Source organism: Actinoplanes sp. NPDC020271 (assembly GCF_044388125.1).
Classification (GTDB): domain Bacteria; phylum Actinomycetota; class Actinomycetes; order Mycobacteriales; family Micromonosporaceae; genus Actinoplanes.
Map to the genome: position 1 here is coordinate 368424 of NZ_JBIRWQ010000001.1, position 21402 is coordinate 389825.

20 protein-coding genes are annotated in these 21402 nt (G+C 71.0%); 1 reads left to right on the forward strand and 19 read right to left on the reverse strand.

What is annotated here, in order from left to right; translation table 11 throughout:
* Nucleotide 1: 1 nt before the first annotated feature.
* The 3 genes from hisB to hisD are packed head-to-tail and all read right to left on the reverse strand — an operon-like array spanning nucleotide 2 to nucleotide 2993.
* The gene (gene hisB, locus ACH442_RS01610; RefSeq protein WP_396120608.1) at nucleotides 2-613 is read right to left on the reverse strand and encodes an imidazoleglycerol-phosphate dehydratase HisB; all 612 of its coding nucleotides are present in this window, start codon (nucleotides 611-613) and stop codon (nucleotides 2-4) included.
* Nucleotides 610-1686, reverse strand: a complete 1077-nt coding sequence (locus tag ACH442_RS01615) for a histidinol-phosphate transaminase (RefSeq protein WP_396120609.1) — start codon at nucleotides 1684-1686, stop codon at nucleotides 610-612. The genes hisB and ACH442_RS01615 overlap by 4 nt, the downstream gene beginning before the upstream one ends.
* Nucleotides 1683-2993, reverse strand: a complete 1311-nt coding sequence (gene hisD / locus ACH442_RS01620; protein ID WP_396120610.1) for a histidinol dehydrogenase — start codon at nucleotides 2991-2993, stop codon at nucleotides 1683-1685. The genes ACH442_RS01615 and hisD overlap by 4 nt, the downstream gene beginning before the upstream one ends.
* A gap of 109 nt (nucleotides 2994-3102) precedes the next feature.
* On the opposite strand from hisD, the gene ACH442_RS01625 reads away from it, so the two are divergent.
* Nucleotides 3103-3810, forward strand: a complete 708-nt coding sequence (locus ACH442_RS01625) for an LON peptidase substrate-binding domain-containing protein (RefSeq protein WP_396120611.1) — start codon at nucleotides 3103-3105, stop codon at nucleotides 3808-3810.
* Here the strand turns inward: ACH442_RS01625 and ACH442_RS01630 are convergent.
* The 16 genes from ACH442_RS01630 to murC all read right to left on the reverse strand — a co-directional run bounded on the left by ACH442_RS01630 (nucleotide 3725) and on the right by murC (nucleotide 21386).
* Nucleotides 3725-4471: a hypothetical protein gene (locus tag ACH442_RS01630; protein ID WP_396120612.1), complete on the reverse strand. Its 747-nt coding sequence runs from the start codon at nucleotides 4469-4471 to the stop codon at nucleotides 3725-3727. The genes ACH442_RS01625 and ACH442_RS01630 overlap by 86 nt on opposite strands.
* A 29-nt stretch (nucleotides 4472-4500) precedes the next feature.
* The gene (dnaE, locus tag ACH442_RS01635) at nucleotides 4501-8034 is read right to left on the reverse strand and encodes a DNA polymerase III subunit alpha (protein WP_396120613.1); all 3534 of its coding nucleotides are present in this window, start codon (nucleotides 8032-8034) and stop codon (nucleotides 4501-4503) included.
* 39 nt (nucleotides 8035-8073) lie between these two features.
* Nucleotides 8074-9624, reverse strand: coding sequence for an AAA family ATPase (locus ACH442_RS01640; protein WP_396120614.1), 1551 nt, complete (start codon nucleotides 9622-9624; stop codon nucleotides 8074-8076).
* 184 nt (nucleotides 9625-9808) lie between these two features.
* The gene (locus tag ACH442_RS01645) at nucleotides 9809-10819 is read right to left on the reverse strand and encodes a hypothetical protein (RefSeq protein WP_396120615.1); all 1011 of its coding nucleotides are present in this window, start codon (nucleotides 10817-10819) and stop codon (nucleotides 9809-9811) included.
* A gap of 23 nt (nucleotides 10820-10842) precedes the next feature.
* Entirely contained in the window at nucleotides 10843-11772 is a 930-nt protein-coding gene (locus tag ACH442_RS01650; protein ID WP_396120616.1) for an RluA family pseudouridine synthase, read from the reverse strand.
* Nucleotides 11769-12371 (reverse strand): signal peptidase II, encoded by a 603-nt coding sequence (gene lspA / locus ACH442_RS01655; protein ID WP_396120617.1) that lies wholly within the window; start codon nucleotides 12369-12371, stop codon nucleotides 11769-11771. The genes ACH442_RS01650 and lspA overlap by 4 nt, the downstream gene beginning before the upstream one ends.
* Nucleotides 12344-12754: a TraR/DksA family transcriptional regulator gene (locus ACH442_RS01660; RefSeq protein ID WP_396120618.1), complete on the reverse strand. Its 411-nt coding sequence runs from the start codon at nucleotides 12752-12754 to the stop codon at nucleotides 12344-12346. Before ACH442_RS01660 ends, lspA begins: the two co-directional genes overlap by 28 nt.
* A gap of 432 nt (nucleotides 12755-13186) precedes the next feature.
* The gene (locus tag ACH442_RS01665) at nucleotides 13187-13492 is read right to left on the reverse strand and encodes a DUF167 domain-containing protein (RefSeq protein WP_396120619.1); all 306 of its coding nucleotides are present in this window, start codon (nucleotides 13490-13492) and stop codon (nucleotides 13187-13189) included.
* A gap of 219 nt (nucleotides 13493-13711) precedes the next feature.
* Nucleotides 13712-14854 (reverse strand): hypothetical protein, encoded by a 1143-nt coding sequence (locus ACH442_RS01670; RefSeq protein WP_396120620.1) that lies wholly within the window; start codon nucleotides 14852-14854, stop codon nucleotides 13712-13714.
* A 32-nt stretch (nucleotides 14855-14886) separates the two neighbouring features.
* Nucleotides 14887-15696 (reverse strand): DivIVA domain-containing protein, encoded by an 810-nt coding sequence (locus ACH442_RS01675; RefSeq protein WP_396120621.1) that lies wholly within the window; start codon nucleotides 15694-15696, stop codon nucleotides 14887-14889.
* A gap of 43 nt (nucleotides 15697-15739) precedes the next feature.
* On the reverse strand, nucleotides 15740-16045 hold the full coding sequence (locus tag ACH442_RS01680) for a YggT family protein (protein WP_203738756.1): 306 nt from the start codon (nucleotides 16043-16045) through the stop codon (nucleotides 15740-15742).
* 23 nt (nucleotides 16046-16068) lie between these two features.
* Complete coding sequence (locus ACH442_RS01685; RefSeq protein WP_396120622.1) at nucleotides 16069-16830, reverse strand: cell division protein SepF; 762 nt, start codon at nucleotides 16828-16830, stop codon at nucleotides 16069-16071.
* A 192-nt stretch (nucleotides 16831-17022) separates the two neighbouring features.
* Nucleotides 17023-17739, reverse strand: a complete 717-nt coding sequence (locus ACH442_RS01690) for a YggS family pyridoxal phosphate-dependent enzyme (RefSeq protein WP_396120623.1) — start codon at nucleotides 17737-17739, stop codon at nucleotides 17023-17025.
* Between the two features lie 15 nt (nucleotides 17740-17754).
* Nucleotides 17755-18876, reverse strand: coding sequence for a cell division protein FtsZ (ftsZ, locus tag ACH442_RS01695; protein ID WP_396120624.1), 1122 nt, complete (start codon nucleotides 18874-18876; stop codon nucleotides 17755-17757).
* Nucleotides 18877-19172: 296 nt separating this feature from the next.
* The gene (locus ACH442_RS01700) at nucleotides 19173-19907 is read right to left on the reverse strand and encodes a cell division protein FtsQ/DivIB (RefSeq protein WP_396120625.1); all 735 of its coding nucleotides are present in this window, start codon (nucleotides 19905-19907) and stop codon (nucleotides 19173-19175) included.
* 42 nt (nucleotides 19908-19949) lie between these two features.
* Entirely contained in the window at nucleotides 19950-21386 is a 1437-nt protein-coding gene (murC, locus tag ACH442_RS01705) for a UDP-N-acetylmuramate--L-alanine ligase (protein ID WP_396120626.1), read from the reverse strand.
* Nucleotides 21387-21402 lie beyond the last annotated feature (16 nt).

A 21402-nucleotide genomic window follows, 5' to 3' on the forward strand; every position in this document is an offset into this window, starting at 1 on the left:
GTCAGAGCAGGCCCTTGGTCGAGGGCAGCGCACCGGCGTTGCGCGGGTCGATCTCGACGGCCTCGCGCAGTGCCCGGGAGAACGCCTTGAACTGCGCCTCCACCACGTGGTGGGCGTCCGGGTGGCCGCCGGGGCGGCACGCCCGCAGCACGTCCACGTGCAGGGTCACCTTGGCCGCGTGGCCGAACGCCTCGAAGATGTGCCGGGTCATGCTGGTCGCGTAGACCGGCCCGATGTACGGCGTGAGCAGCGGCTCGTCGTGCACCACGTACGGCCGGCCGGAGAGGTCGACGGCCGCGCGGACGAGCACCTCGTCCATCGGGATGGTCGCCGACCCGTACCGCCGGATGCCTCGCTTGTCGCCGAGCGCCTGCGCGAAGGCCTCGCCCAGCGCGATGGCGGTGTCCTCCATCGTGTGGTGCGAGTCGATCTCCAGGTCGCCCTCGGTGCGGACCAGCAGGTCGAAGCCGCCGTGCTTGGCGAGCTGGTTGAGCATGTGGTCGTAGAAGCCGACGCCGGTGCTCAGGTCGCCCTTGCCGGTGCCGTCCAGGTCGATCTCGACGAGCACCTTGGTCTCGTTGGTGACGCGGTCAATCCGCCCGGTCCTACTCACGACAGGATCTCCTCAGCGGCGTTCAGGAATGCGGTGGTCTCGGACTCGGTGCCGGCGGTGACCCGCAGCCAGCCGGCCAGGCCGACGTCGCGGATCAGCACGCCCCGGTCGAGGAAGGCCTGCCACGCGGCCTTCTGATCTCGGGAAACAGCGAACAGCACGAAGTTCGCGTCGCTGTCGGCGACCTTCACCCCGCGCCCGCGCAGCACGTCGACGATCCGATCGCGCTGCTCCTTGATCGCCTCGACGGTGGTGAGCAGCGACTCCCGGTGCACGACAGCGGCCCGGGCGGCGGCCTGGCTGATCGCCGACAGGTGGTACGGCAGGCGGACCAGCTGGACCGCGTCGATCACGGCCGGGTCGGCGGCCAGGTAGCCCAGGCGGCCGCCGGCGAAACCGAACGCCTTGCTCATGGTCCGGCTCACGACCAGCCGCGGGTGGCCGGGCAGCAGGGTCAGCGCGCTCGGAGTGCCGGGGCGGGCGAATTCCGTGTACGCCTCGTCGACGACGACCATCCCGCGCGCCTCCGCGAGGATCGCGTCGACGACCGCCGGGTCCAGTGCAGTGCCCGTCGGGTTGTTCGGCGAGCAGACGAAGACCAGGTCAGGGTCGTGTTCCTTGATTGCCGCGACCGCTTTGTCCGGGTCCAATCCGAAATCGGGATCGCGTAGCGCGCCGATCCACTCGGTGCCCGTCCCCTGCGCGAGGAGCGGATGCATCGAGTACGAGGGCCCGAAGCCCAATGCTGACCGGCCCGGCCCGCCGAACGCCTGGAGCAGCTGCTGCTGCACCTCGTTCGACCCGTTCGCGGCCCACACGTTCGCCGTGGTCAGGCCATGCCCGAGATAGGCCGCGAGCTCGGTGCGCAGGGCGATCACGTCGCGGTCGGGATAGCGGTTGAGGTCGCGCAGCTCGGCCTGCACGGCCTTGCCGATCGCCTCGACCACGTCCTCCGGCACCGGGTACGAATTCTCGTTCGTGTTCAGCCGCACCGGCACGTCGATCTGCGGAGCGCCATAGGGCGACTTGCCGCGCAGATCGTCCCGGATCGGCAGCTCGTCGATGGTCGTCATGCGGGGAACCTCGCTTGGACAGCCTGACCGTGCGCGGGCAGATCCTCGGCGTTGGCCAGGGCCACCACGTGACCGGCGACGTCGCGCAGCGCCGCCTCGTCGTACTCAACCACGTGGATGCCCCGCAGAAACGACTGCACCGACAGGCCGGACGAGTGCCGGGCGCAGCCCGCGGTCGGCAGCACGTGGTTGGAGCCGGCCGCATAGTCCCCCAGCGACACCGGCGACCACGCGCCCACGAAGATCGCCCCGGCGTTGCGGACCCGCATGGCCAGCGCCCGCGCGTCCCGCGTCTGGATCTCCAGGTGCTCGGCCGCATAGGCGTCCACGACGGCGAGCCCCTGCTCCAGGTCGTCGACCAGCACGATGCCGGACTGCTCCCCGGTCAGCGAGGTGCGCACCCGCTCCTCGTGCTTGGTCGCGGGGACCTGCACGGCCAGCTCGGCCTCGACCGCGTCGGCGAGCGCCGCCGAGTCGGTGACCAGCACACTCGCGGCCAGCGGGTCGTGCTCGGCCTGGCTGATCAGGTCGGCGGCGACGTGCCGCGGGTCGGCGGTCTCGTCGGCCAGGACGGCGATCTCGGTCGGGCCGGCCTCGGCGTCGATCCCGACCCGGCCCTGGAGCAGCCGCTTGGCCGCGGTGACCCAGATGTTGCCCGGCCCGGTGATCACGTCGACCGGCTCGCAGCGGTCGCTCTCGTCCACGCCGTCGGACCCGTAGCCCAGCATGGCGATCGCCTGCGCGCCGCCCACGCCGTAGACCTCGGTCACGCCGAGCAGCGCGCACGCGGCCAGCACCCGGGAGTCGGGCAGGCCGTTGTTGGAGGCCTGTGGCGGCGACGCCACCACCAGGCCCTCGACGCCGGCCTCCTGCGCGGGCACCACGTTCATCACCACGGTGGACGGGTAGACGGCGAGACCGCCGGGCACGTAGAGCCCGACCCGGCCGACCGGGACCCAGCGCTCGGTCACCGTGCCGCCGTCGACCACCTGGGTCGTCACGTCGGCGCGGCGCTGGTCGGCGTGCACCTTCCGGGTCCGCCGGATGGCCTCGACCAGGGCGGCCCGGACCTCCGGCTCGAGGGTCTCGGCGGCGGCCGCGATGGCCTCGGCCGGCACCCGCAGGCGCTCCAGCGTCACGCCGTCGAAGCGCTCGGTCGCCTCGCGGATCGCGCTGAACCCATGCTCATGGACCGCCTCGACAACGGGACGAATCCTCTCGACGGCAACGGAGACGTCGAGCTGGGCACGGGGCAGCAGACCGCGCGGGTCCCGGCGGGAGCCGCGCAGGTCGATCCGATTCAGCACGGGGAACAGTCTAAGCGGCACCTCCGACAAGCCCGCGCCCGCGATCACCCGGCCCAGGCGTTGAGACACGCCGGGTTGACCAAGGTCAGCGGACCGTTAGGCTGAACGCGTGAGCGATCGGCTGCCGGTCTTCCCGCTGAGCACGGTGCTCTTCCCCGGGCTGGTGCTGCCCCTGCACATCTTCGAGGAGCGTTATCGCGCCCTCGTGCGGGAGTTGCAGGCCCGTCCGGCAGAGCCGCCGGCCGAGTTCGGCGTGGTCACCCTCCGGCACGGGAGTGAGGTGGCGCCCGAGCCCGGCGAGGGGCCGGCCCCGGCGCCCGAGCCGGTCGGCACCGCCGAGCTGTTCGAGGTGGGGTGCACCGCCGAGCTGCGGCACGTCACCGAGCTGCCGGACGGGCGGTTCGACGTGATGACCGTCGGCCGGCGACGGTTCCGGGTCCTCGACGTCGCCCAGGGCGAGGAGCCGTGGCTGACCGCCCAGGTCGAGTGGCTGCCCGACGAGGAGCCGCCGGACGGGGCGGCCACCCTGCTCAAGCCGCGGGTGCTGGCCGCCTTCCAGACCTACCTGCAGCTGCTGCGGCCGAGCGCGGACATCCTCGACCAGATGCCGGACGACCCGACCGTGCTCTCCCACCTGGTCGCCGCGACCGCCCAGCTCACCCTGGAGGAGCGGCACGCGTTGCTGGCCGCGCCGGACACGGTGGCCCGGCTCCGCGCCGAGCTGCGGTTGCTCAACCGCGAGGCTGGTCTGCTGGCCCGGGTGCGGGCGGTGCCGGTGCCGCTGTCGGATCTGGCCCGGCCGGCCAGCCCGAACTGAACGGCGGCGCCTCCAGGCTGTCGTCGTACTGCCCGTGGTTGGGACCGTAACCGGGCTGCGCGCCCGGCTGGTCCAGGTCGGGGTCGTTGGACCACCCGGCGAGCAGGGTCAGCACGATCGCGGCGACGAACGCCGGAACCAGCGTCGGGCCGACCGAGTGCAGGGCCGGCGGCGCCAGGTAGGTGGCGCCCTGGGTGGCCGACTGGCGCCACTGCTCGTACGCGTCCTTGCCGATCAGCTCACCGAGCGGGACGGCCACCCACTTCACCGCGGCGTAGGCCCCGGCGACCACTCCCAGCAGCAGCGCCGGCCCCCGGTCACGGCGCAGGATCAGCCACCCGGCCAGCGCCACGAGCAGGCCGAAGCCGAGGCCGAGCAGGGTCAGCCAGCCATCGGCGGCAATGTACTGCTCCGGGGACGGGTCGTTGACCACGATGCCGTTCGCGCCGGCGTCGATCACCGGCACGGTCGGCGACACCGCGTGCCAGAGCAGCCCGAACGGGGCGCCGAGCACGGTGACCACCGCGGCGCTGCCGAACGCGACAGCGATCGTCCGCCGCGGCGAACGGCGGCTGCCCTGCTGGAGCCGCCACCATGACGGACCGGCCGCCGGCTTGTCGAAAACCACCGGCTGCGGGGTGACGGGCTCCTCAGGTTGCACCCTCTGATCCTTCCAGATCCGCCCGCGGGTCAGGCGACAGCCGCCGGACCGAGGATCATCTTCAGGTCGGCCCGCAGCGCGGGGGTGGCCGCCACCCGGGCCGCGACCAGCCGGACGACCGTGGTCCGCTTGCCGTTCTGCAGGTGGACGTGCACCTCGGTGTCGCCCGGGTGGCCGGAGAGGATGTCCTTGAGCTCGTCGACCAGCGGCGGGGTGACCCGGGTGATCGGCATGGTCAGGACGACCGGCTTGCTGTCCGGGTTGTGGGTGACGTCCGGGATGGACATGTCCATCGCCATGATCCGCGGGGTGTCGTCACGCCGGTCGACCCGGCCCTTGACGACGACGATCGCGTCCTCGGCGATGTACTGGCCGATCACCTCGTACGTGTTGGGGAAGAACAGCGTCTCGACGCCACCGGCGAGGTCCTCGACGGTGGCCGACGCCCACGCCCGGCCCTGCTTGGTGATCCGCCGCTGGACGCCGGTGAGGATGCCGGCGATCGTGACGATCTGCCCGTCCTGGACCGAGCCGTCCTCGTTGAGCGCGGCGATGCTGATGTCCGCGTTGCTCTGCAGCACCTGCTCCAGGCCGGCGAGCGGGTGGTCGGAGACGTAGAGGCCGAGCATCTCGCGCTCGAAGGTGAGCTTGTCGCGCTTGTCCCACTCGCTGTCCGGGATGGTGGGCATCGCCACCGTCGCCGAGGATCCCCCGGCGGTGTCGCCGAACGCGCCGAACAGGTCGAACTGGCCGGCCGCCTCGTTGCGCTTCACCCCGGCGTACGCGTCGATCGCCTCGGCGTGCACGGCGAGCAGCCCCTTGCGGCTGTGCCCCATCGAGTCGAACGCACCGGCCTTGATCAGTGATTCGATGGTCCGCTTGTTGCAGGCCACCGCGTCCACCTTCGACAGGAAGTCGTAGAAGTCGGTGTACTCGCTCTTCTCCTTGCGGCAGCGCGCGATCGCCTCGACCACGTTGCCACCGACGTTGCGGACGGCGCCCAGGCCGAACCGGATGTCCTTGCCGACCGGGGTGAACGGGCCGGCCGACTGGTTCACGTCCGGCGGGAGCACCTGGATGCCCATGCGACGGCACTCGGCCAGGTAGACGGCCATCTTGTCCTTGTCGTCGCCGACACTGGTGAGCAGACCGGCCATGTACTCGGCGGGGTAGTGCGCCTTGAGGTAGGCCGTCCAGTAGGACACCAGCCCGTACGCCGCGGAGTGGGCCTTGTTGAACGCGTACCCCGCGAAGGGGACCAGCACGTCCCACACCGCCTGGATCGCCTCGTCGGAGTACCCGTGCTCGCGGCAGCCGTCGCGGAACGGGATGAACTCCTTGTCGAGGATCTCCTTCTTCTTCTTACCCATCGCGCGGCGCAGCAGGTCGGCCTGGCCGAGCGAGTAACCGGCGAGGATCTGCGCGGCGCGCTGCACCTGCTCCTGGTAGACGATCAGGCCGTACGTCGGCTCGAGGATCTCCCGCAGCGGCTCCTCCAGCTCCGGGTGGATCGGGGTGATCTCCTGCAGCTTGTTCTTGCGCAGCGCGTAGTTGGTGTGCGAGTCGACGCCCATCGGGCCCGGACGGTACAGCGCCAGGACGGCGGAGATGTCCTCGAAGTTGTCCGGCTTCATCAGGCGCAGCAGTGAGCGCATCGGGCCGCCGTCGAGCTGGAACACGCCCAGCGTGTCACCGCGGGCCAGCAGCTCGTAGGCCGCCTTGTCGTCCAGCGGCAGCGCCAGCAGGTCCAGCGGCGCACCGTGGTTGAGCTCGATGTTCTTGTTCGCGTCGTCGATGATCGTCAGGTTCCGCAGGCCCAGGAAGTCCATCTTCAGCAGGCCGAGCCCCTCACAGGTGGGGTAGTCGAACTGCGTGATGATGACGCCGTCGGAGGCGCGCCGCATCAGCGGGATGTGGTCGATGATCGGCTCGGCGGACATGATGACGCCGGCGGCGTGGACACCGGTCTGCCGGATCAGGCCCTCGATGCCGCGCGCGGTGTCGATCACCTTCTTGACGTCCGGGTCGGTCTCGTAGAGCGAGCGGATCTCGCCGGCCTCGTTGTAGCGCTTGTCCTCTTTGTTGAAGATGCCGCCCAGCGAGATGCCCTTGCCCATGACGTCCGGCGGCATCGCCTTGGTGATCTTGTCGCCGACCGCGAACGGGTAACCCAGCACACGGGCCGAGTCCTTGATCGCGGCCTTGGCCTTGATCGTGCCGAACGTGGCGATCTGGGCGACCTTGTCCTCGCCCCAGCGCTCGGTCACGTAGCGGATGACCTCACCGCGCCGGCGCTCGTCGAAGTCGATGTCGACGTCGGGCATCGAGACACGCTCGGGGTTGAGGAACCGCTCGAAGATCAGCCCGTGCTGGATCGGGTCGAGGTCGGTGATGGCCATCGCGTACGCGATCAGCGAACCCGCCGCGGAACCACGCCCCGGGCCGACCGCGATGCCGTTGTCCTTCGCCCACTGGATGAAGTCGGCCACGACGAGGAAGTACGCCGGGAAGCCCATCTGGATGATGACGCCCAGCTCGTACTCCGCCTGGGCGACGTGCGTCTCCGGGATGCCGTCCGGGAAACGCTTGCGCAGGCCCTCGAACGCGACGTGCCGGAAGTACTCCTCCTCGGAATACCCCTCCGGGATGGGGAAGCGGGGCATCAGGTTCTTGAACGTGAACATCCCGTCGATGTCCACCCGCGAGGCCACCAGCAGGGTGTTCCGGCAGCCCTCCTGCCACGCCTCGGACGAGTCGACGGCACGCATCTGGTCGGCCGACTTCACGAAGTAGCCGTTGCCGTCGAAGCGGAACCGGTTCGGGTCGGCGATGTTGCTGCCGGTCTGCACGCACAGCAGCACGTCGTGCGCGGCGGACTGCTCCTCGTACGTGTAATGCGAGTCGTTGGTGACCAGCGGCGGGATGTTCAGCTTCCTGCTGATCTCCAGCAGGCCGTCCCGGACCCGCTTCTCGATGTCCAGACCGTGGTCCATGATCTCGAGGAAGTAGTTCTCCGGGCCGAGCGCTTCCTGGTACATCGCGGCGGACTTGAGCGCCTCGTCGAACTGGCCCAGCCGCAGCCGGGTCTGCACCGCGCCGGACGGGCAGCCGGTGGTGCCCATGATCCCCTCGGCGTGCTCCGCGATGATGTCGAAGTCCATCCGCGGGTACTTACCGAGCTGACCCTCGATCGAGGCCCGCGAGTTCAGCCGGAACAGGTTCTTCAGGCCGACCGCGTTGCGCGCCCACATGGTCATGTGGGTGTACGCACCGTTACCGGAGATGTCGTCCGACTTCTGTTCCGGGCGGCCCCACTTGATGCGGGTCTTGTTCAGCCGCGACTCCGGGGCGACGTAGGCCTCGACGCCGATCAGCGGGGTGATGCCGGCGTCCTTGGACTGCCGATACATCTCGTACGCCCCGTGCATGTTGCCGTGGTCGGTGATCGCCGCGGCCGGCATGCCGAGCCGTTTCGCCTCCCCGATGAGTTCCTTGACCCGGGCCGCTCCGTCGAGCATCGAATACTCGGTGTGTACGTGCAGATGCACGAACGAGTCGGACACCCGGGACCCCCTCATCGTTGGCAGCGCCCCGGAAGCGTACTACTCGGCGAAGGGCTCCAACATCGTCGACGCGGCCCGCAACCATGCCTGCCTGGTCTCCGGTTGCAGATCCCCGTACTCGATCGAGGAGCCGACCTCCAGCGCCGGGTCGTACGGCACCACGGCGACCGCGCGGGTCCGCGTCGCGAAGTGCTTCTTGAAGTCCTCCAGGAGCGGCAGCGTGCCCGGCGACGGACAGGAGATCAACGTCACGGCGTTCGCCACCATGTCGCCCATCCCGCTCTCCTCGAGGACGTCGAGCATCCAGTCCGCGGTGAAGGCGGCGTCCTCCCGGGGGACCGTGGTGATCACCAGTTGGTCGGCCGAGCGCATCACCGTCTGCCAGTTGACGCTCTCCACGTTGTTGCCGGTGTCCACGCAGATCACGTCGTGGGTCCGCCGGAGCAGGTCCATCACCCGGCGCACGGTGGCCTGGTCCAGCCGCTGGGCGAAACGCGGGTTCTCCTCGCCGGCCAGCACGTCGTAGGAGCCGTCGGAGGCGTGCCGCAGGTACGCGTCGAGCTCCTGCAGCAGCGCGTCGCCGTGCAGGTTCTCGATCCGCATCAGGTCGGCGAGCAGGTGCTTGATCGTCCGCGCGTGGCGGGCGCTGCCGGCCCGCAGGCCGAGCGTGCCGCGCAGCTCGTTGTCGTCCCAGGCGAGCACGCCGCGGCCTCGGACGCTGCCGATGGTGGCCGCGGCCAGCACGGTCGCGGTGGTCTTGTGCACACCGCCCTTGGGGTTGGCGAACGCCAGCACCCGGGGCTGGCCGAGCTTGCGGCGCATCACCCCGACCGCGCGTTCCACGCCGTCGTCGGTGCGGGACTGCCGCCACTCGAGCCGGGCGCCGGAGGCGGCCGGGTCCAGCCGGGGCTGGACCGGCGCGTCCAACCGGGGCTGGACCGGCGCGTCCAACCGGGACTGGACGGCCGGGGAGGCCGACGCGACCGGGATCGGCTGGGCCACCGGCACGGGCGGCGGCGACACCGGCCGCGGCGCGACCGGCGGGGCGGCCGGGGGCGCATACGCCTGCGGGTAGGCCGGCGGCTGCTGGGCATACCCGTTGGGCTGGGGATAACCGTTGGGCTGCGGGGCCGGAGGCGGATAGCTCGGGGCGGGCGGGTAGGCACCGCGCTGCGGCAACGGCGACGACGGCTGCTGCGGCGGTGGTGGCGCAACCGGCGGCTGCGGAGACCGCGGGGCCGGGTCGAAGTAGCTGGTCTGCTGCTGCGCTTGCTCGGGGCGGGCCTGCCAACGCGGGTCCAGCGGGTTGATCGGGCGCTGCGGCATCATGCGCTGCGGCTCGGCGGCCGGCGGGCGAGCGTCCGGGCGCTGCCCGTCGTAGCCCCGGCCCTCCAGCGGATTGGCCGGGCGGGCCGGCCCACGGGTGGGCGGCGCCTGCTGGCCCCACTGCTGCGGGACCGCGGCCGGATCCGCCTTCGGCTCCTCGGCGGGTTCCTCGGCACGGTGACCATGCCGGGCACGGTCCAGCAGAGCCCGCCAGCGCGGGGCTGGTTCCGCAGGCCGGCCCCAGCCGGTCTCGGTCCCGTCCACGGCTTGTCCCTTCTGCGCCTACCCGACGTCGTGTTCCGGCGAGGGGTTCTCGCCAAGACAGGCTACGGACGAGAACCCTATTCGGGCCACCGACCGAGTGCCCATCCCCCTGTCGTTCTTGATCACATGGCGGCACGCCGGTCGTGCACGTGCATCCACCCGAACGTTCCTTCAGACGGAAAAACTAACGTTCCGGTTCAGCGACGGACGCCGCGGCGGACCCGCCGGACGTGGCGTGAGCTGTGGCCATCTCCGTCTCCGAGGGTACGCCGGCCGAGGCCGGCGCCGGAGCGGCGGCGGAGGCCGCCGGCGAGACCCCGCCACTCGGTGAGGCAGAAGTCACAGTGGCCCCGATCGACGACGGTAACCGCGGCGGGGAGGCGGTCGCAACGCCCGGGACGGCGGTCGGCACCGGCGTCACGGACGGCTCCGCGGACACCGTGCCGTTCTCCTCCGGCAGCGGCGGGCGGAACTCCGTCCGGTCCAGGCTGCGCACCTCCGGCGCGGGGTCGACGGCCCGGACCCCGGGGCGCGACGCGATGTCGTCCAGGGTCACGGGGGCGGCGCGGATCACGGCCGCGAAGACACAGGAACAGCCTTCCCGGTACGCCGCGGCCTCGCGCGCCGCCGTCCGGGCGGCATTCGCATACGTCTGCCGGAGTCGCTGCTCGCGCTGCCCCTGGCCGGTCAGCGACCGTTCCAGCCGGGAGTAGTCGGCCTGCTCCTGATCACGGACCAGCGCGGCGTTCAGCATCCCGGCGGTCACGTCCCCGGGCATGGTGTAGACCGGGATCAGCGACACCTGGGTGCGCGCGTCCGGCAACGGCACCCGGGCGTAGACCTGAGCCACCACCGCGTCCGCCAGGATCGCCGGCAACTGCCCCGGCCCCGTGTACTTCGCGAGGCTGACCAGCGCCCACGTCTCCCCGGCGGCCGGGCCGGACGGGTCGCTGAGCATGGCCAGTTCACGCCGCGCGGCGTCGACGTAACCGCCGACGGTCTGGCCCTCGACCACACCGACCCGTACGACGTCGCCCGGGTCGGTGTCGTCCGAGCCACCCGGGCCGCCGGCGACAGCGACGGCGACCACCAGCGTCGCGGTGGCCGCCAGGGCCACCGCGGTCATCAACTGCAACCGGAGCGAGCCGCCCCCGAACCTGCCGAGGACCGCTCGCAGACGATGCGCGCGTGTCACACGACGTCTCCCCAGTCAGCAGGTCAGCCGGCGTCCTGCAGGACGTCCAGCGCGTAGGTCAGGTCAGCAGGGTAGTCGCTGACGAACCGGACCTCATCGTGCGTCCGGGGATGAAGAAAGGCCAGTTCGCGGGCGTGCAACCACTGCCGGTTCAGCTTCAGCCGGGCCGCCAGGGTCGGATCCGCGCCGTAGGTGAGATCGCCCACGCACGGGTGCCGCATCGCCGAGAAGTGCACCCGGATCTGGTGGGTGCGCCCGGTCTCCAGCCGCACGTCGACCAGGCTGGCCGAGCGGAACGCCTCCACCGTGTCGTAGTGCGTGACGCTCGGCTTGCCGCCGGACATCACCGCGAACTTGTAGTCGGCCGTCGGATGCCGGTCGATCGGGGCGTCGATCGTGCCCCGCAGCGGATCCAGGTGGCCCTGCACCACGGCGTGGTAGCGCTTCTCCACCTCGCGCTCCTTGAAGGCCCGCTTCAGCACGCTGTAGGCCATCTCGGACTTGGCCACCACCATCAGCCCGGTGGTGCCGACGTCGAGGCGGTGCACGATGCCCTGGCGCTCGGCGGCGCCACTGGTCGCCACGTTCTGCCCCATCGCGGCCAGGCCGCTGACCACGGTCGGGCCGGTCCAGCCCGGGCTCGGGTGCGCGGCCACGCCGACCGGCTTGTCCACCACGACGATGTCGTCGTCGCTGTAGATCACGCTCAGCCCGTGCACCGGCTCGGCCACCAGCACCGGCGCGCTCACCGGCGGGGGCAGGGTCACCTCGAGCCACGAACCCGCGGCGACCTTGTCCGATTTCGGTCGCGGAATCCCGTCGACCAGCGCGTTGCCGTCCTCGACGAGAGTCGCCGCCGCCGTCCGGGAAAGCCCGAACAAGCGGGAAACCGCCTGGTCCAGCCGCATCCCGTCCAACCCGTCCGGCACCGGGAGAGATCGCGTGTCGCTCATGCAGGTTCTTCCGTTCCGGCCGTGGTGTCCGATTCCGCCTTGTGACTCTTCCCCTTCAGGCGGCTGCCGTCACGCTGCCGCCCGGTCAGTTCCAGGAGAACCGCGAGGCACACGCCGACGGTCAGGCAACTGTCCGCGATATTGAAGACCGCAAACCTTTCCCCGTACGGCGCGAAAGCGCTGATCATGTCGACCACGTGCCCCTGGAACGGGCCCGGAGCGCGGAACAGCCGGTCGGTCAGGTTCCCCAGCGCCCCGCCGAGCACGAGGCCGAGCGCGACCGCCCACGGCACCGAGCGCAGCTTCGTCGCCATCCAGGCGATCCAGCCGATCACCACGAGCGTGATGAGCGGGAAGATCCAGGTGTACGCGCTGCCGAAGCTGAACGCCGCGCCACTGTTGCGCAGCAGCGACAGATAGATCAGGCCACCGAGGATCTTCTTCGGCTCGTTCGGGTCGAGATTCTCGGTGGAGAGGTGCTTCACCCACTGGTCGAGCGCCAGCGCGATGAGCGCGGTGGCGCCCAGCACCGCCACGGCGCGCGGGGCGAACCGCGAGGCCTTTTCGGCGTTCAGCGTCTTTCCTCCAACTGCTTGCAAGAGACACAGAGAGTCGCGGACGGGAACGCGGCCAGTCGCTCCACCGGAATCTGGTTACCGCACCGCTCGCACCAACCGTAGTTGCCCGTCCCGAGCCGATCGATGGCACGCTCCACCTGTGTGATCCGCTCGAGCAGGTTGTTGGCCAGCGTGATCTCCTGCTCCCGCTCGAACGTCTTGGTGCCGGTGTCGGCCTGGTCGTCCCCGGCCGAGTCGGCGAGCCGCTCGCGCGAGAGCTCGGTGATCTCACTGAGCGCATGATCGTACTCGGCCTGCAGGTCGGTCAGCCGGGTCACCAGCGCCACCCGGATCTCCTCGGTCTCCGCCGCGCTGCGCGCCCGCCCGTCGGTCGATCCGGCCCGCGTCTCGGTTGCCTTGGCCATCGTCGCTCCCTCGGCCGCGCCCGGCGCGGCGATCAGCGGTCCTCGGAACCGGGGCGGCCCACCCTTCCCGGCCGGCCCGCCGGTTCCCTGTCTTCCCCCGTGCTTGCCCCGGGCGATCTCACCGGCACCCGCCCGGGCAGGCGCTCCGGCGCCGCCGTAGATCTTGCCCCACCTGCACAAACGACGCGGCGGGAAACTCACCGCACACTCGGCGAGGTTGGCAAGGATACGGAACGTGAGATGCCTCGACAACCGCTCGGGTTCTCAGCTACCGACATACCGGCACGAACACACCGCCCGCCCGTCGGATACCCGACGATACACCCCACGTCACCCCGACATCACCAGGTGTCACACACCGCACCATCCTCCCTCCAAGCCCCGCCCGGCTGAGCCGGCTCAGGCAGCGAACAGCCGCCCGGCCGAACCGGCTCAGCCGGCGAGCAGACGGGTGAGGCGGGACTCGACCTCGGCCGGTGGCGCGTCGACGGTGAACACCTTGTCCCGGCTGGTGGCCCCGATCCGCAGGGCGACATCCGCGGCCCGCACACCCAGCGCGTCCGCCAGCGCACGCCGGACCGCCTCGGTCGCCCGACCGTCCACCGCCGGTGCGCCCACCGCGACGATCAGCGCCGGTCCGTGCGGCCCGGGATAGGTTCCGCCGACCCGCGTCCGCCCGGCCCCCGGCCGGACCCGCACCGCCACCGAAACCCCGGAAGTCCGTCCCCGATCACCCACGCTCGCCGTCCTCCCCGCCCTGCTTCCCCACCCCGCACCGGCTCGCCACCGCCCGGCCCGCGAACTCCGCCCCGCCCGAGCACCCCGCGTGGTCCCGGTCCCGGCTGGTTCCGGTGGGCGTTGTTCGTCTCTCATGACGCCCACCACAACCGGCCGGGAAGCCGCGCGGGCCCGGCGGCGCGGCCGACGACGCGGTCAGCCACGCCCTCGACGACGTGGTCAGCGGCGGGCGTCGACGCCGAGGAGGCGGTCCACCGGACGGCACAGGCCGCACGGGCTGAAGCCCAGCTCCACGGCCTCGGCGGCCGGGAGGGACTCGGTGAGCCGGCCGACCAGGTGCGGGCAGTCGGCCATGTGGTACCTCGGACGGCCGTCGACCACGAGCACATCGGTGTCGAGCCGCGCCACCCGGACCGCGTCCGTGGGCCGCACCGACTGCGGCAGGGGCTCGTCGTCGGGATCGTCCGCGTCCGGCTCGCCGAACTCGTCCCCGAGCACGGCATCCGCCCCCGCCGGGTCGACGCCCGAGCCCTGCACCGGGAAGGCAGCACCCCCGGCCCGGGTTCCGGAAGCACTGTCCGGTGAGGCGCCAGGGCCGGCGGTCGCGCTACCCGCGAAGGACTCCGCGGAGCCGGCGGCGGGCTCACGGGACGCGCGTTCGGAGGAGGACGCCTCGCGGGACACGGGCTCGTGAGCGGACTCACGGAGAGCCGGATCGGGGGCGGACGCACGGGAAGTGGGCTCGGGGACGGCCCGCTCAGGGGAGACGGGCTCGGACGGGCGGCGCCAGGCCTGCTCGTCACCGGGCTCGCCGCGGCGGGCCGCTCCGATGGTCGACGAGGCGGCCTGGTAATCCGCCTCGGCGCGCGGCGAAACGACGGATTCGTCCGGCTGATGTGTTCCCGCGGCACGCGCGCCTTCCCCCGTACGGGAAAGGTCGTCGTTTTGCCCTTGATCTGTAACCGGGTCTTTTCCGTATACCTCGTCAGCGGCGGGGAAGCCGATCGGGTCGGTCCGTCCCGCCGCGGCGGAGCGGTCGCGCGCGAAGGAGGCGGAGGACCCGGAATCGGCTGCGAACGCGGCGCCGGCCGGGGCAGAATCGTGGGCGTCGGGCGCCCCCGCGGTGCGGCGCGGAGCGGGACCGGGCGGGACGGCATCGTCGTCCAGCGGGTCGACCGGCTCCGGCGCGTCCGCGCGGTGCTGCCGGGCCGCGGCTCGCTGCCGCAGCCCGATGACAAGAACGACCGCGACCAGCAGGTTGGCCACGATCGAGGCTATGAGAAGACTGCTCGACCCACGGATCAGGCCGATCGCGAGGCACACCACCGCGACGAGGATGAGCGGGAAACTAGCAGGAATCATGGCTCATCCTCGTCGAGGTGCGGGGGCTGAGGTCAGCGACCCGATTCGATAGCGTTGCGGGCGCCGTAGGACCCGGCCAGCCCGGCCGCGGCGAGACCACCGGAGCCACCGACCGAGCGGCTCGCGTCAGCGCGCGCCATCTCGGCCTCCAGGCCCTGGCCACGGCCGTCGAGGTCGCGCAGCTGGCTCTCCAGGTAGGCCTTGAGGCGCGTGCGGTACTCCCGCTCGAACTGCTTCAGCTCCTCGATGTGCTTCTGCAGCGCGGTCCGCTTGGCGTCCAGGCCGCCCATGGCCTCCTGGTGCCGCTGACGCGCGTCGCGCTCGAGGGCGTCGGCCTTGGCCCGGGCCTCCCGGGTGACCTCCTCCGCCTTGGAACGGGCGTCGGAGAGCAGCTTGTCGGCCTCGCGGCGAGCGTCGGACACGTGGTCGTCGGCGGTGCGCTGGGCCATCATCAGCACCCGGAGAGCCTGCTGCTCACCGTCGGCACCGGTCGGGCCGGCACCGGGGCCGGGGCCCTGGGTCCGCACCTGCTCCAACTCGGCCTGCATCTGCCGGGCCGCCTGCTCGGCGGAGGTCTTGTCCCGCTGGACACGGTCCAGCTGGGCCTTGAGGTCGTTGAGCTCGGCCGCGAGGCGAGGATCGGCGCTCGGGCCGGCTGGCGCGCCACCCCGACCGCCGCGCTCCACCTGGGCGCGCAGCTCGTTGTTCTCCTCGATCAGACGGGCGAGCTCGCGCTCGACCTCGTCAAGGAAGGCGTCGACCTCCTCCTCGTCATACCCCCGCTTGCCGATCGGGGGCTTCTTGAAGGCGACGTTATGCACGTCGGCCGGGGTCAGCGGCATCGAAACTCCTCGGGTCAGTCGCGGCCGCGGTTGGGGCTGCTGTCTAGCTGTAGTTCAGGATGAGATTACGTAGCACTAACTCCATGAGCACGAACAGGATAACCAGCAGCACGATGGAAGCCAGGTCCAAACTCACGTTACCAATGCGCAGCGGTGGGATCACACGCCTCAACGCCTTGAGGGGTGGATCCGTGACGCTCCACACCAATTCGAGTGTGGCGGACGCGCCCCGGCCGGGTTGCCAACGACGTCCGTACTGGAGCACCGCTCCCAGGACGAACCTGCCCAGCAGCAGCAGGAAGAAGAAATACACCAGCAGATAGAGAATCTGGAACACGATCGACAGCACGTTGGGCGGATCCCTCGTTCGGGTCAACTCTGAGTGAAGAAGCCGCCCTCAGCGATCTTGGCCTTGTCCTCCGCGGTGACCTGGACATTCGCCGGTGAGAGCAGGAAAACCCGGTTGGTCACGCGCTCGATCGTACCCCGCAGGCCGAACGCCAGCCCGGCGGCGAAGTCGACCAGACGGCGGGCGTCCGACTCGTCCATCTCGGTGAGGTTGATGATGACCGGCACACCGTCGCGGAAGTGCTCGCCGATCGTCCGCGCCTCCCGGTACGTCGTGGGGTGCAGCGTGGTGATCTGGTACCGCTGCTCGTCCTCGATCGGCCGGTGCTGGACCGGCGGCTGGTGCACCGGCTGCGGGGCGAGCGCCAGGTTCTCCCGGGTGGAGTAGGTCATCGCCGAGGACTGCTCGGGCGCGGGCGAGGGGCGGGTGATGGAGCGGACGCTGCTGCCCCGCTCGATCCGGTCGTCGTCGTCCCGGTCCAGGTCGGCGCGTACCGAGGAGACGCGCTCGCTGAGCCGGGCGGAACGCTCGGACCGGTCCCGCTCCGGACGGTCCCGCTCGGGGCGCGACCGGGGCACCGGCCGCTCCTCCTCCACCTCGTCGTCGTCGAAGCCGTCGGAGTAACCGTCGCGCGCCGAGTAACGGTGATCACGGTCGTGGTCGCGGCCACCGCGGGACGACCGGTAGGGGCGCTCCTGCTGGTATCCGCGCTCCTCGTAGTCGTCGCGCTCGTCCTCCTCCTCGGCCAGGCCCAGCCAGACGGCCGCCTTCCGGAAAGTACTCATGTGCCCCCACCTCCGTCCGCTCCTGCGGCCCGCGCCCCCTCATGGCGTGCCGCGCCCCCCTTGGCGAGCCGGACATCAGGTCCGATCAGGACCCGTGACCCGCTGCGACGCTGCGTCGTCGGACGCAACGGCCGCCGGGCGGTGGCGCGTCGCGTAAAACAACACCTGTGTAGTTTGCTGCCCGCCGCAAGGCTACCGCAGCGAGTTTCGCATCCCGAGTAAAGATGTACCGATCCGTACGTGTGTCGCCCCATGCCGGATCGCCGCTTCCAGGTCCCCGCTCATGCCTGCCGAGACCGTCGTCGCACCGGGGTGCGTCGCGACCAACTGACCAGCCAGTTCGGCCAGTCGCGCGAAGGCCCGGCCAGGGTCCTCGCCGAGCGGGGCCACGGCCATCAACCCACCCAGCCGCAGACCGTCCGAAGAGGCCACGGCGTCGGATACCCGCCAGAGATCGTCACCAATCACGCCGCCGCGCGCCGGGTCACCGTCCAGACTCACCTGGACCAGCACCTCGAGCGGCTCGTCGCGGGCGGCGGCCAGGGCGGCCCGGTCCAGCGCCGTGACCAGACGGAGCGAGTCGGCGGACTCGACCACATCGGCGTACGCGCAAACCGACTTCGCCTTGTTCCTCTGCAGTTGGCCGACGAAGTGCCAGCGCAGGCGCACGCCCGCGGCCCGCACCTCGGCGGCTTTCCCGGAGGCGTCCTGATCCCGGTTCTCGCCGACGTCGGTCACGCCGAGACCGGCGAGCAACAGCACGTCACTCGCCGGGTACGTCTTCGTCACCGCGGTCAGCGTGACCGAATCCGGTCGGCGTCCGGCCGCGTCGCAAGCCTGCGCGATCCGCTCACGCACCTGCTGGAGATTGGCGGCGAGCTCAGCCCGCCGCTTCTCGTCAGTTCCCATGGTCCATCAGTGTGGTCAGGAACCGTTCTTCAGGAAGTCCGGCACGTCCACGTCGTCGAAGAGCACGTGCTTGCGCGGCGCCGGGGTCGGCGGGGTGACCGGCGGCGTGATCGCCGGCAGCGGCGCCGAGGTGGTCACGGCCGGCGGCGGGTTCTGCTTGCGCACGGGCTCGGCCGGCTTGTAGGACGGCGACCCCCCGTCGAAGCCCGCGGCGATCACGGTCACCCGCACCTCGTCGCCGAGCGCGTCGTCGATCACCGCGCCGAAGATGATGTTCGCGTCCGGGTGGGCCGCGTCGGTGACCAGCTGCGCCGCGTCGTTGATCTCGAACAGACCCAGGTCGGAACCGCCGGCGATGGAGAGCAGCACGCCGCGCGCGCCGTCCATGCTCTGCTCCAGCAGCGGGCTGGAGATGGCCCGCTCGGCCGCCTCGACCGCGCGATTGTCGCCCCGCGCGCTGCCGATGCCCATGAGCGCGCTGCCCGCGTTGCTCATGACGCTCTTCACGTCGGCGAAGTCCAGGTTGATCAGACCCGGCGTGGTGATCAGGTCGGTGATGCCCTGGACACCGGAGAGCAGCACCTGGTCGGCCTGGCGGAACGCGTCCATCATGCTGATGCCGCGGTCGCCGAGCGCCAGCAGCCGGTCGTTCGGGATCACGATCAGCGTGTCGCACTGGTTGCGCAGCTCTTCGATGCCGGCCTCGGCCTGGACCTGACGCCGCTTGCCCTCGAACGAGAACGGGCGGGTCACCACGCCGATGGTCAGCGCGCCGAGCTTGCGGGCGATGTTCGCCACCACCGGGGCGCCGCCGGTGCCGGTGCCGCCACCCTCGCCACAGGTGACGAAGACCATGTCGGCCCCCTTGAGGACCTCCTCGATCTCGTCACGGTGGTCCTCGGCGGCGTTCTTGCCGACGTCGGGCTGGGCGCCGGCCCCGAGGCCGCGGGTCAGCTCCCGGCCGACGTCGAGCTTGACGTCGGCGTCGCTCATCAGCAGAGCCTGGGCATCGGTGTTGATCGCGATGAACTCGACGCCTTTGAGCCCAACCTCGATCATGCGGTTCACGGCGTTCACGCCGCCGCCGCCGATGCCTACGACCTTGATAACCGCAAGGTAGTTGTGCGGAGGTGTCATCGGGCTCAGCCTTCCCTTCGGGGTTGGCGGACGTCGAGGGCCCCTGCGGTTCCGAGGGGGATCCGCACTTCGACGTCCACTGCCGTACAAGGGAGGGCGAGGAAACCCTCACCCTCTACTAGAGGTTTAGAGTTATGTCAACCACTCAAACCTCTCGACGCAACGTATGCGGACATCGCGCCCGGACCAAAGAACCCGGGCGGCGTGTCGCGTCCGCTTACGTGGCGACTATGCGACTGACCCGTAACCTCGGACGAAAAATTCCGTTCGTACGTTTTTGTCGGTTTAGTAACTAGTTACCGGATAGTCACGATCTTGGGGGCGCTCACGTCGATCTCGGTCGCCTTGCGCTTCAGCAGCGCGGTGGCGACCTCGCTCTTCAACGGGCTCTCGGTGTCGTCGCCCCAGATCACCACCCGCTTGTCCCGCAACTCCAGCCGGATCGCCACCGGTGAGGTCACCGACACCGCCGCCAACTGCTCCCGCAACTCGTCGCTGAGCGCGGCGAGCACCTTCAGCGCCGACCCGGTGTTCGCGTCGCCCGGCCCCGGCGACGTCAGCCGCGCCAGCGGCACCCCCGCCGGCGCGGCGGCGACCTGGCGGAACGGCACCCCCGAGTCGTCGATCAGGGTGAACTGGCCGCCGAGCGGCACCGCGGCGACCGCGACCCGCTCGACCACCTCGATCCGCACCGTGGACGGCCAGCTGCGGGTGACCGTCACCTTGTCGATCGCGGCCAGCCCGCGGACCCGCGCGCCGACCTGATCCAGGTCGACCCGGGCCAGCGGGCGCTGCTCCGGCACCGCGGCCGCGGCCCGCACCTGCGCCGGATCGACCGTCTGGGTGCCGATCACCTCGACCGTCTTCACGCCGAACACCGCCGTGCCGTAGACCACCCACGCCACGGCGCCGGCGAGCAGCAGCACGCCGGCGGCGACCAGCCAGGGCAGAGCGGCCCGGAGCTTGCGCTGCCGGGCCCGGGCCATGAACCGGCGCGCGGACGGCGGCACTGCGTCGGTGTCCGCCCGCACCAGGCGCCAGTTACGTGTCCCCGTCCCCCCGCCCGCCACGGATCAGCCCGCGAGGCCCGGAGTGAGGTCCGCCTCGGCCAGCGCGGCCAGCAGCTCGTCACCCATCAGCGAGATCGGGGGCGCGCCCATCGTCACCACGACGTCGCCGGGACGGCTGCGCCGCACCACCTCGGCCGGCACGTCCTCCCAGTCCGGCACGAAGACCTTGCGGTCGGCGGGCAGCTCGATCGCGGCGGTCAGGGCGAGACCGCCCTCACCCGGCCCGCGCGTCTCCCCCGGGCCGAAGACCTCCATGATGATCGCCTGGTCGGCCAGAGCCAGGCCCTCGGCCAGCTCGGCCTGCAGATCACGGGTCCGGTACACCCGGTACGGCTGGAAGACCACGATCAGGCGGCCGTCACCGGCCACCTCGCGCAGCGTGCGCAGCGCGGCCAGGACCGAGGTCGGGTGGTACGCATACTCGTCGTAGACCCGGACGCCGGCGGCGATGCCCTTGCGCTCGAAGCGGCGGCGCACCCCCGGGAACGACTCCAGCGCCTCGACGATCTTCTCCAGCGACAGACCCAGCTTCAGCGCGGTCAGCACCGTGGCGGCACTGTTCAGGCCCATGTGCTTACCGGGCAGCGCCAGCTTGAACTCGCCCAGATCCTCGCCGTGCAGGGTCGCCCGGTAGCGCACGCCGCTGACGGTCGAGACCACGTCACTGATGCGCAGGTCGGCGTCGGCGGCCTCGCCGTACGTGTAAACGGTTTTGCCCTGGGCCCTGAGCCCCGCGATCAGCTCACCGGTTCCCGGGCCGTCGGCGCACGTCACCACGAAGCCGTCGGCGAGACCGCCGAACTCCAGGAACCCGGCCTTGAGCGTCTCCAGGTCACCCCAGTTGTTGAGGTGATCACCCTCGATGTTCGTGATGATCGCGACGTGCGGCCGGTAGATCAGGAACGACCGGTCGTGCTCGTCGGCCTCGGCGACGAAGTGCGGGCCGCTGCCGTGGTGGCCGTTGGAACCGGCCGCGGAGAGCTCGCCCCCGATCACGAACGACGGGTCCTGCCCGGCGTGCTGCAGGATCACCGTCATGATCGACGTGGTGGTGGTCTTGCCGTGCGTGCCGGCCACCGCGATCGTCTGGCGGCCGGTCATCGCCGCGGCGAGCGCCTCCGAACGGTGCAGCACCCGCAGCCCGCGCCGGCGCGCCTCGACCATCTCCACGTGATCCCTCGGGATCGCGGTGGAGTAGACGACCGTGTCGACGCCGTCCAGATTCGAGGCCTCGTGAGCCATGTGCACCGTGCCGCCGAGCGCGCGCATCCCGGCCAGGGCCGGCCACTCGCGCAGCTCACTGCCGGAGACCGGGATGCCCCGGGTCAGCAGGAGCCGGGCCAGGCCGGCCATGCCGACGCCACCGATCCCGATCAGATGCACACTGCCCAGATCCTCGGCGGTCATCTCACCGGCCGGCGTCAACTCCGCCGTGTTCACCACAAAGCTCCCTCAG